A 14,602-nucleotide genomic window follows, 5' to 3' on the forward strand; every position below is an offset into this window, starting at 1 on the left:
CCGCTTGGATGCCCATGAGCAATGTGCTGCAAATCCTGATTGAACAGGCCAGCGAAAAGGCCGACAACCTGGCCAGAAACATGGCCAACACCCAGCAAAAGCTGGTGCAGGGCCAAGACAAACTGAACATGCTGCAAACCTACCGCGACGAATGCGAGGGTGGCATGCACAACAAAGCCAGTACTGGCATGACAGGGCAACAATTGCGCAACCAATTGGCCTTTGTCGGAAAAATTGGTGAGGCCGTGGCCCAGCAAACCCGTGAAATCGAATTCCTGAACACCACCCTGGCCCACCAGCGCACCCAATGGCAAGAAGCCCTGGCCGAACAGCGCAAATTTGAAGCCTTGGTGGAACGTGAAAAAGTGAAACAGGCAAAACTTGAAAACAAACGTGATCAAAAAATGAATGACGAATTTGCTGCGCGAATTTACCGGGTTCACACCGCAGGGGAACCCTCATGACCACGAGCACTCAAGCCATGAACAATGTCAACAAGGTTCAAACCCCCACAGCGGGTAACAAGCCCAAGCAGGGCAAACAAGAATCCGAATTGAATTTCAACGACCTGTTCAGTTCAGCACTGGGCCAATCTGCGCCCAACGCCCAGCTAAACAGCATTGAAAACCAATTGCGGGAAAGTTTGTACAAACAGGACAAACCGAAAAAAAACAGTGACAGCACGGCCAACGCAGAAGCAGCACAGGCCGCTCAGACAGCTGTGTGGGCACAGCGCAACTGGATGCAAACCACCCCGGTGCAACAAGCCGCACCGCCCGCTGCTGTTATGAACACTGAACCCGTAAAACAGGCTGCCGCACCTGAAAGCGCTCCGCGCGCGACAGAAAAAACAGCAGAAAAAATCACAGAAAAAGTTACCGAAAACAAAACCGAAAGCAAGGCAAGCACCAGCGACACAACCAAGACAACTGACGCACCCACAACAGCGCAGAACAGCACGGCCCCAGAAACAGCAAATGAAGCAGCGAATGAAGCGGCCAACAAAGCAGCTTCCGGCAGCAAGCAAGACACGCAAATCTCATTGGTCAGCAACACCATCCCGTCTGCTGCCCAGGAAAAGCCACTGGACGGAAAAACCGGCCTTGCCGCTGAACTGCCCTTAAGCACATCGACAGGCAGCAAGCCAGCCGATTTGCCAGCCACAACGCCTGGCACCGAACAAAACACCTTGACTGAGCAAGTCGGCGCCGACAAAACACGCCCAGACATCAAAACCACAGCCCAGCTGAAAGCAGAGGCTGCGCTGTCCAACAGCACGGTACAAGTACGCAATGATTCTGCAGCCACGGCCAACGTCGCCGCCGCTACAGGCAACTCCAATGCGGTGGCTGCGCAAATTGCACCCCAAATTGCCCAACAGGCACAAGCCATGGGTGAAGGCTTCGGGGACGAAGGCTTGAAAGTGGGCCAGAAAATTCTGGCGGCTGGCAGCTTGCAATCTTCGAACACAGGCACTGGCATTGCGGCAGGTACCAATGGGCTCACTAGCGCCACGGGTATCGCGCAGCAGGCCTTGATCAAAACACCCGTAAATCAGCCAGGCTTTGCCAAAGAACTTGGACAAACCGTGCAATGGGCCATTGGCAAAAACTTGTCAACCGTGGACATTCGCGTGAATCCCGAAAGTTTTGGCCCCATGAACATGCGCCTGGTGCAAAAAGGCCAGCAGGTTCAACTGGTCATTCGCACGCAAGATGAAGCATCGGCCAACCTGTTAACGCAAGCCCTGGGCGGACTGAAAGAAGTTTTGGCCCAAAACGGTTTGCAACTGAACCAGGTCCAGATTCAACATGGCAACACGCCAACCCCGCAAGGCCAGGGTAACCAAGGTCAAGCGCAATTTGAGCAAAACCGCCAGCAAGGCCAAAACAACGGCCAGCGCAGCGGTGGTGGCGACAATGAGCAACAGGATTCAGGGACACCTGCTGCTGCAAGCAGAAAACCTGAAGGCAAGCTCGACCTGTTTGCCTGACCAACAAAGCCTGATTAATGAATTGAGTCCAAACAACACGGCTTTTCGGGGGTTTGCTCGGAAACCTTTCAGACACAATAGAGTTTGAAAGTGACACACAACAGCATTTGAACTTACGGAGTTAAGCACATGGCCAGAGTCGCCCCGGCACCCGCTGCAGCAGCCCCTGAGGCTGCAGCGCCCGAAAAAGGATCCAAGAAAAAACTGATCCTGATTCTCGCAATCGTATTGACCCTGCTGGCCGCAGGCGGTGCAGCAGCATTCTTTCTGCTAAGTGGCAAAAGTGCTGACGGTGCCGCTGAAGAAAAAGTACAAGAACCCCTTGGCCCGCCCACTTTTGTCGTAATGGATCAGTTTGTCGTCAACCTGGCCGAACCAGACACCACACGCTATCTTCAAATTGGCATCACTTACGAAGTGAACGGCCCGGCGCAAGCCGAGGAAATCAAGAACTACACCCCGGTTATCCGTAGCCGTATCCTGTTGGTCTTGTCTGGCAAGAATGTTGGCAACCTGACCTCGATCGAGGGCAAACAACGGTTGATGGATGAGTTGGTGGATCTGGCCCGTGTCACGATCAAAGGCGATCCACAAGACCCCACCCGCGGCATTCGCGACGTGCATTTTTCCAGCTTTGTGATTCAGTAACAGGAAGCCTTGCGCCATGCCCGGAGAATTTCTTTCACAAGACGAAGTCGATGCCCTGCTCAGAGGTGTCAACGGCGAAGAAGAAACGAAAGACGCATCTGAGACCGCAGAAGGCGTTCGCCCTTACAACCTGGCCACGCAAGAACGGATCGTTCGCGGCCGCATGCCCACGCTTGAAATTATCAACGAGCGTTTTGCGCGTTTAATTCGAATCGGCTTGTTCAACTTCATGCGTCGCAGCCCGGAAATTTCTGTCGGCCCCGTGAAAGTATTGAAGTACAACGAATTCATTCGCAACCTGGTGGTACCCACCAACCTGAACATCATGGCCATGAAGCCTTTGCGCGGCAATGCCTTGTTCATTTTTGACCCCAGCCTGGTGTTTGCGGTGATCGACAACCTGTTTGGTGGCGACGGCCGTTTCCACACCCGTGTGGAAGGTCGCGATTTCACTCAAACCGAACAGCGGATCATTGCCCGCATGCTCGAGGTCATTCGGGAAGAATTTGTCAAAGCATGGGCACCGGTTTTTCCGTTAAAGCCTGAATACCTGCGCTCGGAAATGCACACGCAGTTCGCCAATATTGCAACGCCATCTGAAATTGTGGTGACCACCTCGTTTTCAATTGAACTGGGTGCCGGCGGCGGCTCGCTTCACATTTGTATTCCCTACTCCACCATGGAGCCGATTCGCGATCTGCTGTATTCCAGCATGCAAGGCGATCAGGCTGAGCCCGACAAACGTTGGGTCACCATGCTGAAAAAGCAGGTACAAATGGCTGAAGTGGATTTGGTCGCAGGTCTGGCCAGCACACAGCTGACTGTGGCTGACATCATGGAACTGCGCATTGGCGATGTGATTCCGATCGAAATTGACAAAGTCATTGAAGCACGTGTGGACAATGTGCCCGTGTTCAATTGCAGCTACGGCACCAGTGGTGGCCAGTACGCACTTAAAGTTGAAGAAGTATTGGCGGTCAGTAATGAATCCCATGCCGACGCGCTGAACCTGGAGGCCTTGCTGAGCAAGGAAGCCAAGCAGCCTGAAAAAACACACGAATAGCGATCAAGATAAGGAATACACCATGTCTGAACAGCAAGTAGATACCATGACCGACTCCACCGACGCAGCCGACGACTGGGCCGCAGCACTGGCTGAACAAGCCAGTACCACCGCCACCAGCACCAGCGACACTGACAACCTGTTTGCGCAGGCCAGCGACGCAAAGCCTGCCTCTGGCCTGTTCCAGCCATTTGCCGGAAGTGTGGCTTCAGGCACGCAGAACGACATTGACATGATTCTCGACATCCCGGTTCAGTTGACTGTTGAGCTGGGTCGGACGAAGATACCGATTAAGCACATTCTGCAACTGGCTCAGGGCTCCGTGATTGAACTGGACGGCCTGGCTGGCGAACCCATGGATGTGCTGGTGAACGGCTACCTGATCGCACAGGGCGAAGTGGTCGTCGTGAATGACAAATTTGGTATCCGATTGACCGACATCATTACGCCATCTGAGCGTCTGAGAAAGCTCAACCGTTGATATCCCTTTGCAGTACAAAGGCATGCAACTACAACAAAAAAATACAAATACGGTGGGAACATTGATCACAAGGCGCAACCCTTTTTCAAAAGGCATGCGCCTTTTGTTCTTGTCAGGGGCATGGCTGGTTCATGGCGCAGTTCGCGCACAAGAAGCAGCTCCTCCCGCAGTAACAAGCGCAGCCGACAACCCAATGACAGGCCACCTGCTGCAAACCACACTGGGCTTGCTGTTTGTGGTGGTCTTGCTGCTTGCGCTGGTTTGGTTGTTGAAACGCATGGGCATTGGCAACCAGCAACGTCGAGGGGGCTTTTACAAGGTACTGGCCAGCTCAGCCTTGGGGCCACGCGAAAAAATTGTACTGGTCGAAATCGGCGACACCTGGCTGGTACTGGGCATGACCAGCAGCAGCATCAACACCTTGCACAGCATGCCTGCGGGCAGCATTGAACTGGATGAAATCCAGAACCCTGCAGCCAACTTTGCAAAAATGCTCGAACGTGTGAAATCAGGCAAGGTGAAATCACAATGAACACCTTCGCAGGTAAATTCACGGTCCTCGGTCTGCTGCTATTGCTGCTAGTCATGGCAATGCCCGAGGCGGCACAAGCCCAACAGGTACTGCCCGGCGTTACCGCAAGCCCAGGTGCCAACGGCACCACCAATTACAGTGTGCCCATTCAAACGCTGCTGTTCTTCACCTTCCTCAGCTTTCTGCCCGCATTGCTATTGATGATGACGGGCTTCACCCGCATTGTGATCGTCATGTCGCTGTTGCGCATGGCTTTGGGCACACAAAACTCGCCACCCAACCAAGTCATCATCGGCTTGAGCATGTTCCTGACCTTTTTCATCATGGCCCCGGTGTTTGACCGCGTGTATGAAAACGCCTACCTGCCGTTTTCCAACAATGAAATCGAGTTTCAGGAAATGACCGAGCGGGCCAGCGTGCCCATGAAAGACTTCATGCTCAAACAAACCCGCGAACCCGACCTGGCGCTTTTCATGCGCCTGGGCAAAGTGGAAAATGTAGAGAATCCCCAAGACGTGCCCTTGCGCGTATTGATCCCCGCCTTTGTCACCAGCGAATTGAAAACAGCCTTCCAAATCGGCTTCATGATCTTTCTGCCCTTTCTGGTCATCGACCTGATTGTCGCCAGTGTGCTGATGTCCATGGGTATGATGATGCTGTCGCCCATGTTGATTTCACTGCCTTTCAAAATCATGCTGTTTGTGCTGGTCGATGGATGGACCCTGCTGGTTGGCTCACTGGTGGCCAGCTTTGAAACCTGAACTGAATTGAGTGCACGCACATGAACAGTCAAACCGTATTGAATTTGGGACAGGCCGCACTGGAAACCATGCTGATGGTGTCGGGCCCCTTGTTGCTCGTGGCCCTGGTGGTGGGTTTGCTGGTCAGTATTTTGCAGGCTGCCACACAAATCAATGAAATGACCCTGTCATTCATTCCGAAAATTCTGGGTATTTTTGCCACGCTGTTGCTGCTCGGCCCCTGGATGCTGGCCACCCTGGTGGACTACACACAGCGTTTGATCATGAGCATACCCACCGTGATCGGCTAAACATGGTCCCCATCAACGGCGAACAACTTGAAATCTGGATCGCCAGTTTTTTGTGGCCATTTATTCGCATTCTGGCCATGCTGGCCACAGCCCCCGTGTTCGACAACCGCACTGTACAGCGCCGCACTCGCGTGGGGCTGGCCGCACTGATTGCCATTGTGATGATGCCCCTGTTGCCCGCACCACCGGTGTTGAGTTCGACGCAGGCCATTCCCGTTTTGATACAACAAATACTGATCGGTGTGGCCATGGGCTTTTCCATGCGCCTGGTGTTTGCAGCGTTCGAAATGGCAGGCGATTTGCTGGGCCTGCAAATGGGTTTGGCCTTTGCCCAATTCATTGACCCTGCCCGCGGCACACAAACGCCACTGATCGGCAGTTTTCTGGGCGTGCTGGCCAGTCTTGTATTTCTGGTCATTGATGGTCACCTGTTGGTGATCGCAGCGGTGGTTCAAAGCTTCGAGTTGATCCCGATCAGTGCAAACCTTTCGGTGGTCAACACCCAGAACATTGCCATGGCGGGCAGCATCATGTTCATGCTCGCGCTGCAAATTGCCCTGCCTGTGTTGGCGGCGGTGTTGATCAGCAACATTGTCATGGGCATTTTGGCGCGTGCTGCGCCTCAGTTGAACGTGATGTCGATCGGTTTCTCAATCACGATTGGTGTCGGCCTTTGGATACTGTGGGTCAGCCTGCCCTATTTCATTGCCGGAATCGACAGCGCCATTGGTCGCCTGTTGAGTATTTCTGTACTCAAAACGGGCTGATTATTCCAGAAAAAAGTCGCTGTCTACCGTGCAGTCTTTTCCTGCCAAAGTTCCTTTCTTGCGATCCACAGCGTTCGACAGGTGATACCGAATCACCTCCATCAACTGATCCACCTCAAAGGGTTTGATCAAGTAATCGTTGGCCCCCAAAGCAAACGCCTGCTGCAGATCGCTCGCATCACTTCGGGCACTCAACAACACAAAGGGAAGCTTCTTGAAATGCGAATCGCCTCGCACGGCCCGCAGCAAATCAAAGCCGTCCATATTGGGCATCATCAAGTCACTGACAATCATTCTGGGCAAAGCGGTATCGTGCACACGGCATTCCAGCAGCAAGCGAAGTGCCTCTTGCCCATCGTGTGCTTCCATGACATCGAGCCCGCTGAGTTGCAGCAACTGAGAGAGATTACTGAGAATGGTCAAATCATCCTCTACGATCATGACACGCGGCATGCTTCCTCCTTCAGAGACGGCAAATCGACACACAAGTAATGACGATTACGCCGGTTTTTGATCATAATGCGGCCATTGATTAACCGTATCACCCGCTTGGTGAGCAACAAGGTGAATGGCAAATGCTCACCTTTGAAAGGCACCACAGTTTCTTCATCGTGCATGGGTTCAAGCTGTCCAGCCTTGACCATCCAGACAGGCCACTCCAGCAATTCTATGCACAGGTTCAGGGTATTCTCATTGGGCATTGTGATGATCAATTTGCCAGCATGTGAGTCTTTGCCCTCAGCAAACGACAACATCTGCCTCATCGCCTGGGTGAACACGTACTCATCCGAATAAAAACAGAATTGATCAACACTGGGGTGCAACTCATATTCCAGCCAGTGTTGACCATGCCTGCGCCTTTGCTCAAACGAGGAAAACTGGCAAAACACTTTCCGGATATCCAGCTGTGCAATGTTCAAATGATTCCGCGTGAAACTTGCCCCCATAAACATCAATGTTTCATCGACCAGTGCCCGCAATGAACGCAAGGCACCGCCAATTTGATCGATGTAATGCAAGGCCGACTCCATGTTCACCGGCTCCTTTTGCAGCGAACTTTCCAGCAACGCTTTGGCTGAACCTATCACTGTCATCGGTGTTCGGATTTCATGCGACAGGTACGACACAAACTGGGACTTTCTGGAAGACAACAGCGACTCTTCATTCAATTCCTCCCGAATGGAAAGCTCAAGGTCCATTTCCTCGGTTCGGTCATGAATAATTCCCACCGCCTTGCTGGGCAAGCCATAGGCATTTTTAACCGCGACCAAGTGAATTTCAAGCTTCAACAACGAGCCATAGGCTGTTGCATAACGCACCTGCACAGCAGTGCTGGGCAAGATGGCTGTCAGGCAGGATTGCAGGGCTGCATCAAGCCCCTTGATGTCTTCACTCAAAATACCGGCACGCCATGCATTGGCTGATATGGTGGATTGTGCCTGCTCATCAAAGCCAAACAATCGACGCCAGGTTGAACTGAAGGCGACTGTTTCTTGCTCAATATCCCATTCAAAAACACCGTCTTCGAGTGTTGCTACAGCGGCCACCAAACTATCGACCGACATTTCATGGTCGTGCTGCACCAGTTCAATGGAACGCTCCAATTGCTCAATGCGGGTTCGTTCCAGTTCAAGTTTTTCTGATGCATTGGCCACTTGCGCCAAGGCATCTTGCTTCATCACCTGAAGTTTCTGATTGTCTGCGCGCAAGATTTGAACAGACTTGTCGAGCAGAACATAGACGTAACACATCAGCACAGAAATCATCAGCAAGGCAAAAAAGCTGACGAATATCTCGAACCCTGCCCAGCCGGTCCACAGTCCATACCAGGTGGTGTGTTCGGGGCCATCGGTCACATGCACAAAACCAATCAGGCTCAGCGCGATCATTTGGTTCAAACCCACAATGCCGAATATGTAGATCATCCGGCTTTGCAATGGCTTTGATTTACCCACCGAGGTTTCATGCGCAAAGCGGCTCAGCAAACCCATGCACACAAACAGAAACACATACATGGCGATCAGGCCGGGCCAACGCACCTGCACAACCTGGTGATTGTTGGGTATGAAAATAAAAGCCATGTGAATCAGGTATTGAATCAGAATACCCAAGGAAGTGAACAACAACATGAACAGCTTGGCAGCCGCTTTGGCCGACTGAACCAGATAATCCACATAAATAAACACTGCAATGCACACGAAAAACGTGAGCACCGTGCCTGAAATACTGAACAATGCCCCTTTGGCTGAGGGCAAGGTTAGCCCCACAAAGGCCGAGGCAAAAAACATGGAAATGACGTAGAGGGTAATGAGCACCCCCCGACGAATCAGGTAGTGACTGTTGGCAATCAAGGGGGGGTTTTTGATTCGGACTTCGACGCCCACTGTCATGGCCAAAAGAGAGGCGAAAAAACCAAATGCCAAGCCGGAAAGGTTGGCCTCTGAAATTGCAGCTGCTGCGAATGCAAAATCCTCCACTAGCCAATTCATGAATTGCACCGCCCCTGATTCGATTTATCCAGCTTGATGCTGATTTAATTATTGAGTATTGATACCTGACAAGAACTTGCAGGTCGTTTACACAATTTAACAACTTGGGGTGATACACCTATCCCCCCAATCGGGGTAGCTAGGGGTGAAACCGGCTGCGGATAGTACTTATTGCGAAAAAGGCGCCCAAAACAAAAGCACTGAACATGCCCACAGCACCTTCATACACGGTATTGGGAAAACCATAAAACTTCCAGACCACAGTAATCAACACACCCGTACTCGACATGCAAAGCATGGCCAGCGAGTTTAATTGGGCCCCCATGACCTGCCAAATCAGGATAGGTACAAACGCGGCGCCCAGGGTACCCCACGCCCACACCACCAGCGAGAACACGCTTTGCTCACTCCACAGGCCAATGCCCAAGGCGAACAAGGTGGTCAAGCCCGTGGCGGCTTTCAGAACCCACCTGTTTTCAGAAGGTCGGGACGGTAAATCCTGGGTCAGGGCTGACGAGCACGACAGCACCAGCGAATCGGCTGTGGACATGGTCGCGGCAAAAATACCCGCCAGCATGAGCCCGGCCAACCAGGGCGGCAGCAGGTCACGTGCCATAGTGGGCAAAGCCATTTCTGGATCGAAACCAGCACTTTCGCCAAAGTACAAGCGACTCAGCAAACCCACCGCCGTGGCAAAACAATAGAACAGCAGGTAGTAGCTGTAATACCACCAGCGTACCTGGTTCATTTGGCGGGTATTTTGCAAAGCCAGAAAACGGCTGACAATGTGTGGTTGCCCCAGCGCTGCCGCGCCGGCAAACATCCAGCCCACCACAAACGCAATTGGGCCAACAAAACCGGGAATGTCCAGATCGGTGGGGCTTGGATCCAGAAAACCTTCAATGGTACCGGCTTGCTGAAATACAGCCTGCAAACCACCCAGGTGAGTCACTGCAGCGAACAACAGCACCACCATGGAAACAACCATGAGCAGCGATTGCATGGCATCGGTCCAGATGGATGCGCGCATGCCGCCTGCAATGCTGTAGGCAATCACCACCACCGCCACCATGCCCATGCCAATGGCCATGGGGATATCCAGCATGCCTTCCAGTGCCTTGCCGCCAGCCGAAATTTGCGCGGCGGCATAGGTGCTCAAAAAAGCCACACTGACCAGCGCAGCCAATATTTGCCATGATCTGTTTCGGGTGCCGCCCCAGCGCGCCAACAAACTGATGATGCCGTTGGCATGCACACGCTCGGCCTCGTCGCGCATGCGTTCATGCGCAATTTTTGAGGCCATCAGGTCGCCCGCAATCCAGCCGACCATGAGCCAAACCGATTGAATGCCCACGGCATAGGTGTAGCCGATCAGGCCGATGAACATGTAACCTGAATTGTTGGTGGCCACTGCCGACAAGCCCACCAGCCACGGAGGCACGCTGCGGCTGGCTACGAAGTAATCAGCCGCACTGGCCTTGGCCTGCCTGGCTGAACTTAAGCCAACCAGCAGCACCAGGCCCAAGCAAATGAAAAAACTTGCGCCCAAATTAAGCAGGCACCTGCAGGGTCAAGGCCTCAACAGTGCGTGCGGCAAGAAACTCAGGCCTTGGCGCATCCGCAGCGTAAGGCGAATGCAGGGCGTTGCTGATTGCGTTGTACACATAAAACAGGTTGGCACGCAGGTGGTCACTGGTGTTTTTGCCTGCGCCGTGCATCACGTTGCAATCAAACAGCAACACTGAACCGGCCGGCGCCACCACTTCCTGAACTCCCCCGTTTTCCTCCAGCAAATCGAGAAACAGTGCAGGCGGTTTGCCCACGGCCTGCTTTTTGAATGCTTCACGATAGCCATCGGTGTCTGGTGTTTCGCCAGGACAGGCCACGAATGTTTTGTGGCTGCGTGGCATGAACTTCAAGGAACCATCGGCTGAAATTTCATCGGTCAGCAGCACCGTGGCGCTAATCGCACGCATGCCGGGCATGCCGTCCTCGGCGTGCCAGGTTTCAAAGTCGCTGTGCCACTCGAACCCGCTGCCATACTGCGGGCTTTTAAAATTCAGGCGTGACTGGTGGATATACACCGCGTCGTTGAGCAGAAATTGCACCACTTCAAGCATGCGTGGGTTGCTGGCAGTCTCTTTCAACAAACCTTCCATGCCATGCACACCAAACAGGGTACGGAGCTGATCGCCATCGGCTTCCTTGATCAGCTGCCCTGCATGGGTTTGTGCGCAATTCTTGCTCACACGCTCGGCGGCAGCACGCAACTCGTCCAGCTCATGCGCTGAAAATACATCGGTCAATACCAGGTAACCGTCGCGTTCGAACTGTTCTACTTGCGCCTGGGTCAACGGCGAATCTTCGGTCCACTCACCGTGCACCACAGGTTCGGCGCGTCGAATCAAAGCGCCTTCAGATTTGTCACGTGTGGGGTATGGGTCTCTTACGGCTGAAACAATCATTGTGTTTTGCCTCCTGTTTTATTTATTCGGCCAACGCGGGATACGCGCCGGTTTCGTCGTGCACTTCCGCACCGGTTACGGGCGGATTAAACACGCAAGCCATGATCATGGGCTCGTCAAAGGCACGCAAAATATGCGGATCGTGCAAGTTCAAGGCGTACATGGTGCCCGCCTCAATTGGATACACCTTGCCATCGATCTTGCTTTCAATTTCGCCCTTGCCACTGACGCAATACACGCTCTCCAGGTGGTTCTTGTAGTGCATGTGCAATTCAGCCTTGGCATGAATGGTCGTGATGTGAAAGGAAAAGCCCATGTCGTCGTCGCGCAGCAGCATGCGAACACTGTCCCAACCTTTTGAATGAATGTGCTTTTCCGTGCCTTGTACTTCGCTGAGTTTTCGGACAATCATGCTTTCACCTTTTTGCTGTTGGCTTCCTTCTCAGCCTTGGCGCTTACTACGGCCACCGCTTTTTCCAGAAGGGTCAAACCTTTCTTCAAGTCTTCCATTTCGATGTTCAGGGCAGCGAACACCTTCACCACCTGGCCTTCATTTCCACAGGTCTCGATAATCATGTGATGCTTGAAACATTCGGCCACCACTTCATCGGCCAGCGCACCGTTTTGCATTTCAATGCCCTGCATCATGCCGCGGCCTTTCACCTGCACCGTGATGTTGTCATTGGCCTTCAAAATACGGTTCAAGCTTTGGTTCACCACGTCTGCACGCTGCGCAATGCCGCGCTCAAATGCAGGGTTGGCCCAATACTTTTCCAGCGAAGCTGCCGCGGTAATGAACGCATGGTTATTGCCTCGGAAGGTGCCGTTGTGCTCGCCCGGCTTCCAGAAATCAAGGTCTGGGCGAATCAGCGTAACGGCCATGGGCAAGCCCATGCCTGAAAGCGACTTGGACAGGCAGATCAGGTCGGGCTCAATGCCCGCTTCTTCAAAACTGAAGAAAGAACCTGCACGGCCTACACCGGCCTGAATTTCATCAAGAATCAGCATGGCACCGGCTTTGCGGGTGATCTTGGCCAAATTTTTCAACCACTTCATCGACGCAGGGTTCAAACCACCCTCGCCTTGCACGCCTTCCACAATTACAGCGGCGGGTGCGTCTTGACCGCTTGATTTGTCGGTCAGCATTTTTTCAAGGTACTCGGTGGTGTCCACGCCCTCGCCCATGTAACCGTCGTAGGGGTAACGGTCCACGCCGCACAAAGTCGATGCCGAGGGGCTGCGGTGGTGGGTATTGGCTGTACACGCCAGTGCACCCTGGGTAACACCGTGAAAACCATTGGTGAAGGCAATAATCTGCTTGCGCCCGGTAATTTTGCGCGCCAGCTTGATGGCCGCTTCCACCGAGTTCGTACCGGTTGGGCCAGTGAACTGGATGCGGTACTGCATGCCGCGCGGCTTCAAGATATGACGATTGAACGCATCAATGAACTTGGCTTTTGCAGCGCTGTGCATGTCCAGGCTGTGGCCAATGCCGTCATCCGTAATGTAGTCAAGCAATGCCGATTTCATCTCTGGATCGTTGTGCCCGTAGTTCAACGAGCCTGCCCCAGACAGGAAATCGAGATAATCCTGACCATTCATGTCGGTCATGTAGCTGCCCTTGGCGCGAACAAACAGGGTTGGAAAGCTGCGGCAGTAGCTGCGTGCTTCCGACTCGTTTTTCTGGAATGTGCGAATTTTGCTCAGGGTTTGAAAGTCGATTGACTTGCTTGAGTCACTCATTGTTGTACTCCTTGAGTTTGTAGGAATGTCGCCAGTGGCGTAGTTGGCAAAGCGATTTCCACCAATACTTCGGTGTTGTGCCGCCCGCCAAAATGAGACTGTTCTTCGAACCAGTCTTGTGAAGACAAATCGCTGCCCCAGTCGCGAGCCAGTGATTTGAAAAGCCCCCAAGACGCCGCGTTGTCAGGCGTAATGGATGTGTGAATTTTGTTGATGCCGTTTTGCTGTGCAAGCACCCAGTTGATCAAGTGCTTGCCCAAACCAAGACCGCGGGCTTTTTCGCCCACTGCCACCTGCCAAACAAAAAATGTGTCGGTTTGCTTGGGTGGAATGTAGCCCGATACCCAGGCAACCACCTCGCCATGCAAGGCGGCCACTACGCAGGTGGGCGCAAAATGACTGCACTGCAACAGGTACAAATAATGGGAATTCAGGTCGAGGGGTTTGCAAGCGTCCACAAGATCAAAAACGGCAGTACCGTCTTCGAGCACGGGATGTCGCAAGACGACATCAGTGTTTGACATTTGGATGAGATGGCTCTGTTATTGGCAGACCCATTTGTTATTAACAAATTAACTACTTCTCATCCTTTCGTAAAAGCTCCTTAAATCAAATCAACAATTTAAAGAGTTTTTATGAAAGAACAAATCCATAATAGTTTATTTTATGAACGATTGCAAATCGTCTTGTACAAACCCCGAACAAACCCCGGATTGTTAAATTTGGTGGGATCGCTCTAAGCGCTGGAATTTTCAACTCACAGCGCCTGTTAATCACTACAATTCATCAAACTGAATTAAATCACCGGGTTAGCGCACATGGACAGCACCTTACAAAATTCACTCATTTCGCTCCGCCGAATCATTCGTGCCACCGAATCGGGCGCCCGCGAATTGGCCAAAAAAGCCGACATGGCAACCTCTGAACTACTGACTTTGCAATCCGTGGCAGACAACCCAGGCATTTCCCCAGGCGAACTGGCCAGATCGCTGAGCCTTTCTCCAGTCACTTCCACGGTCATTCTTCAAAAACTGGAAAGCCGGGGTTTGATCGAAAAAATTCGAAGCAAGGTGGACAAGCGCAGGCTTGAAGTGGTGCTGACCGAGAAGGGCAAACACGAGGTCAATGACGCCCCGTCCAGCCTTCAAACCCGCTTTGCCGAGCGCTTCGGTCAACTGCAAAGCTGGGAACAGCATTTGATTGCGTCGGTACTGGGCCGTGTTACCACACTGCTGGGCGCAGAGACCATTGACGCTTCGCCAATTCTTGATGTGGGCGAGATCGACAAACCAACGAAATAAGCTGAACAAGGCTGTCAAATAAGAATTGACTTATTGTTTATAATTTTTAATAATTGTCACGAATTTACA

General features: G+C 52.7%; 17 protein-coding genes. 10 read left to right on the top strand and 7 right to left on the bottom strand.

The features are described 5' to 3' along the window. Positions 1-14: 14 nt before the first annotated feature. From fliJ to fliR, 9 genes are all read left to right on the top strand, one after another. Positions 15-464: a flagellar export protein FliJ gene (gene fliJ / locus ACVL1J_RS05795; protein ID WP_159569843.1), complete on the top strand. Its 450-nt coding sequence runs from the start codon at positions 15-17 to the stop codon at positions 462-464. Further along, a complete protein-coding gene (locus ACVL1J_RS05800) occupies positions 461-1,993 on the top strand; it encodes a flagellar hook-length control protein FliK (RefSeq protein WP_341237579.1) in 1,533 nt (510 codons plus the stop codon). Before fliJ ends, ACVL1J_RS05800 begins: the two co-directional genes overlap by 4 nt. Positions 1,994-2,122: 129 nt before the next feature. After that, the gene (locus ACVL1J_RS05805) at positions 2,123-2,641 is read left to right on the top strand and encodes a flagellar basal body-associated FliL family protein (RefSeq protein WP_341237580.1); all 519 of its coding nucleotides are present in this window, start codon (positions 2,123-2,125) and stop codon (positions 2,639-2,641) included. Positions 2,642-2,657: 16 nt separating this feature from the next. Further along, positions 2,658-3,704, top strand: coding sequence for a flagellar motor switch protein FliM (fliM, locus tag ACVL1J_RS05810; RefSeq protein ID WP_159569837.1), 1,047 nt, complete (start codon positions 2,658-2,660; stop codon positions 3,702-3,704). 46 nt (positions 3,705-3,750) lie between these two features. After that, complete coding sequence (fliN, locus tag ACVL1J_RS05815; RefSeq protein ID WP_371717162.1) at positions 3,751-4,185, top strand: flagellar motor switch protein FliN; 435 nt, start codon at positions 3,751-3,753, stop codon at positions 4,183-4,185. Between the two features lie 22 nt (positions 4,186-4,207). Next, positions 4,208-4,717 carry a flagellar biosynthetic protein FliO gene (fliO, locus tag ACVL1J_RS05820; protein WP_341237581.1) on the top strand — a complete coding sequence of 170 codons (510 nt, stop codon included), beginning with the start codon at positions 4,208-4,210 and terminating at the stop codon, positions 4,715-4,717. Beyond that, positions 4,714-5,478 (top strand): flagellar type III secretion system pore protein FliP, encoded by a 765-nt coding sequence (fliP, locus tag ACVL1J_RS05825; protein WP_305773822.1) that lies wholly within the window; start codon positions 4,714-4,716, stop codon positions 5,476-5,478. The genes fliO and fliP overlap by 4 nt, the downstream gene beginning before the upstream one ends. A gap of 20 nt (positions 5,479-5,498) precedes the next feature. Then, complete coding sequence (gene fliQ / locus ACVL1J_RS05830; protein WP_159569831.1) at positions 5,499-5,768, top strand: flagellar biosynthesis protein FliQ; 270 nt, start codon at positions 5,499-5,501, stop codon at positions 5,766-5,768. A 2-nt stretch (positions 5,769-5,770) separates the two neighbouring features. Continuing rightward, positions 5,771-6,535, top strand: a complete 765-nt coding sequence (gene fliR, locus ACVL1J_RS05835) for a flagellar biosynthetic protein FliR (protein ID WP_159569829.1) — start codon at positions 5,771-5,773, stop codon at positions 6,533-6,535. Here the strand turns inward: fliR and ACVL1J_RS05840 are convergent, their stop codons facing one another. The 7 genes from ACVL1J_RS05840 to ectA form a co-directional block, all read right to left on the bottom strand. Continuing rightward, a complete protein-coding gene (locus ACVL1J_RS05840; protein WP_341237582.1) occupies positions 6,536-6,988 on the bottom strand; it encodes a response regulator in 453 nt (150 codons plus the stop codon). Then, complete coding sequence (locus tag ACVL1J_RS05845; protein ID WP_341237583.1) at positions 6,973-9,024, bottom strand: histidine kinase dimerization/phospho-acceptor domain-containing protein; 2,052 nt, start codon at positions 9,022-9,024, stop codon at positions 6,973-6,975. The genes ACVL1J_RS05840 and ACVL1J_RS05845 overlap by 16 nt, the downstream gene beginning before the upstream one ends. Before the next feature lie 139 nt (positions 9,025-9,163). Then, entirely contained in the window at positions 9,164-10,573 is a 1,410-nt protein-coding gene (locus ACVL1J_RS05850; protein ID WP_341237584.1) for a sodium/proline symporter, read from the bottom strand. A gap of 1 nt (position 10,574) precedes the next feature. Next, entirely contained in the window at positions 10,575-11,489 is a 915-nt protein-coding gene (locus ACVL1J_RS05855) for a phytanoyl-CoA dioxygenase family protein (RefSeq protein WP_341237585.1), read from the bottom strand. Between the two features lie 22 nt (positions 11,490-11,511). Continuing rightward, complete coding sequence (locus tag ACVL1J_RS05860) at positions 11,512-11,901, bottom strand: ectoine synthase (RefSeq protein WP_159569819.1); 390 nt, start codon at positions 11,899-11,901, stop codon at positions 11,512-11,514. Further along, a complete protein-coding gene (gene ectB, locus ACVL1J_RS05865) occupies positions 11,898-13,232 on the bottom strand; it encodes a diaminobutyrate--2-oxoglutarate transaminase (protein ID WP_341237586.1) in 1,335 nt (444 codons plus the stop codon). Before ectB ends, ACVL1J_RS05860 begins: the two co-directional genes overlap by 4 nt. Next, positions 13,229-13,756, bottom strand: coding sequence for a diaminobutyrate acetyltransferase (gene ectA, locus ACVL1J_RS05870; protein ID WP_341237587.1), 528 nt, complete (start codon positions 13,754-13,756; stop codon positions 13,229-13,231). The genes ectB and ectA overlap by 4 nt, the downstream gene beginning before the upstream one ends. 294 nt (positions 13,757-14,050) lie before the next feature. Between ectA and ACVL1J_RS05875 the strand changes: the two genes are divergently transcribed. Continuing rightward, the gene (locus tag ACVL1J_RS05875; RefSeq protein ID WP_341237588.1) at positions 14,051-14,533 is read left to right on the top strand and encodes a MarR family winged helix-turn-helix transcriptional regulator; all 483 of its coding nucleotides are present in this window, start codon (positions 14,051-14,053) and stop codon (positions 14,531-14,533) included. Positions 14,534-14,602 lie beyond the last annotated feature (69 nt).

The organism is Limnobacter sp. G6BE5S, from assembly GCF_058448965.1.